Here is a 1,876-nt window from a genome sequence, read left to right as displayed (position 1 = left end):
CCAGGTCATGGTCGCGCCAGCGGCGGAAGAACGCATAGACCCGGTCCCAGGGCGGGAAATCGGCCGGCATCGCCCGCCACTTGATCCCGTTGTCCCAATGCCGTTGCTTGAGAGGTGCAAGTAGTTCCTCTCCCCGGCACGGTGACCGCCGGTGTGTTGGTTCGTTGGCCGGACATGCATCCATGGATCGGGTTATCCGATGAGGTCCGGCTCGGGTTGCTCACCGAGTGGATCGTTCCTGAGCTGGTGGACGAGGTGCTGACCGCGTGTGGTCGGCGGGATGCCAAGCCCCGTCCCCTGTCGGGCCGGTTCATGGTCTACTTCGTGCTTGCTCTGGCGCTGTTCCAGCAGGACTCCTACGACGATGTCGCGGAGAACCTGGTCGGGGCCCTGGGCGAGATGGACCAGTCGGTGCCGAACAAGTCGTCGTTCACCAGGGCCCGTCAGCAGCTCGGGGCCGCACCGCTGGAAGGAGTGTTCCGCCGTGTGGCGGGGGCGATCGCTCCGCCCACACTCGAGGCGGCGTTCTGGCGCGGGATGAGAGTGGCCGCGGTCGACGGGTTCTTGCTGGACGTGCCGGAGAACGCTACGACACGTGCCGCTTTCGGTGGGCAGGTGGACAGTGCCGGCCGGCCCATCGGGTTCCCGCAGGCCAGGGTGGTGACGCTGACCGAGACCGGTACGCACGCGACGATCGACGCGCGGATAGGCAGCTTCAAGGGCGGTGGTGGCGAGCCCGCGCTGGCGACAGAGATGGCCGGTAGTGCCGTCGGCATGCTGGTGATCATGGACCGGGCCTTTCCCGGTGTCGCACTGTGGAAGGCCTACACTCAGGCCGGAGCACACCTGCTGATCAGAGCCCGCACCTTCGTCGCCGCGAAGCCCATGGAGATCTTGCCCGACGGGACCTATCTGACCCGGATGAACCTCGCCGGGCAGCGGCGCTCCCATCCGGGCGGGGTGACAGTGAGAGTGATCGACTACCAGGTCGACGGCGGCGAGACGGTCAGGCTGCTGACCGACCTGCTCGATCCCGAGGCCGGGCCCGCCGAGCAGCTGGCAGCCCTGTATCACGAGCGCTGGGAGGTCGAATCCGCCTACCGGCAGCTGAAGACCTACCAGCGGGGAAAGGCCGAGGTGCTGCGGTCGGTGTCGCCGGAACTGGTACGGCAGGAGATCTGGGCCCACCTGACCCTCCACCACTGTTTGAACCGGATCATCATGCGGCTGGCCGACGGCGAGGGTATGGACCCCGACCGGATCTCGTTCGTCAAGGTCCTCAAGCACACACGACGCAGCGTCGTCCTCCAGGCAGGCCGGTCGGCCCGCCGACTACGGCAGTTCACGACGCGGATGGCTGCGAAAGTCGTGCGCAAGCTCGACAACGGTCTCCGGCGGCTACGCGCGGCGGACCGCTACACCCGCCGTCCGGTCTCGCAGTACATCGTGCGCAGGAAAGGCCAGGCCAGGCGGGGCACACGACGGGTTCCCGAAAAGGCCATCACCCTTACGCCCGCGATACTTCAGTAGCTCAAGCAACGGCATTGCCCGTTGTCCACGAGATAGCCGATCGCGTCCAGCATCGCGCGGTGGCAATACGCCTCCGGCTGCCCGCCCCGGCCCCGCATCCAGCCCGGCACCGGCAACAGCGGCCGCACCACCGCCCACTCCTCGTCCGTCATGTCGGTCGGATAACGGCGCTCGCGCAGGGGATTGTCGGCAGCGTTTCCGAACCGGTGAGCCAGGCAGTCACACTCCTGGGTGGCCGTGGTGGACTGCACAGGCATCAGCACGCAAGACTGCGACACCAGGGCCTCCTGATGCTCGGTGATTCGACACCAGCGAGCTGTTCAGGAGGCCCTCCTCGTATGCGCCG

3 protein-coding genes are annotated in these 1,876 nt (G+C 67.1%); 1 reads left to right on the top strand and 2 read right to left on the bottom strand.

The annotated features are described in order from the left end of the window. Positions 1 to 184 (bottom strand): transposase (locus tag ACIP4X_RS35745; protein WP_401352543.1); only part of this gene is annotated, 184 nt, incomplete at its 3' end. On the opposite strand from ACIP4X_RS35745, the gene ACIP4X_RS35740 reads away from it, so the two are divergent. Continuing rightward, positions 142 to 1,530 carry an IS4 family transposase gene (locus ACIP4X_RS35740; RefSeq protein WP_401352540.1) on the top strand — a complete coding sequence of 463 codons (1,389 nt, stop codon included), beginning with the start codon at positions 142 to 144 and terminating at the stop codon, positions 1,528 to 1,530. The genes ACIP4X_RS35745 and ACIP4X_RS35740 overlap by 43 nt on opposite strands. Here the strand turns inward: ACIP4X_RS35740 and ACIP4X_RS35735 are convergent. Next, entirely contained in the window at positions 1,524 to 1,787 is a 264-nt protein-coding gene (locus ACIP4X_RS35735) for a transposase (RefSeq protein ID WP_401352537.1), read from the bottom strand. The genes ACIP4X_RS35740 and ACIP4X_RS35735 overlap by 7 nt on opposite strands. Between the last annotated feature and the right edge of the window lie 89 nt (positions 1,788 to 1,876).

The sequence above is a fragment of the Streptomyces sp. NPDC088817 genome (assembly GCF_044750345.1).
In the GTDB taxonomy this organism is placed as follows: domain Bacteria; phylum Actinomycetota; class Actinomycetes; order Streptomycetales; family Streptomycetaceae; genus Streptomyces.
This window is presented reverse-complemented; position numbering and strand designations above follow the sequence as displayed.

Coding starts and splice junctions, on each gene's coding strand:
- ACIP4X_RS35735 (WP_401352537.1), bottom strand. CDS start 1,787: ATGCCTGTGCAGTCCACCACGGCCACCCAGGAGTGTGACTGCCTGGCT.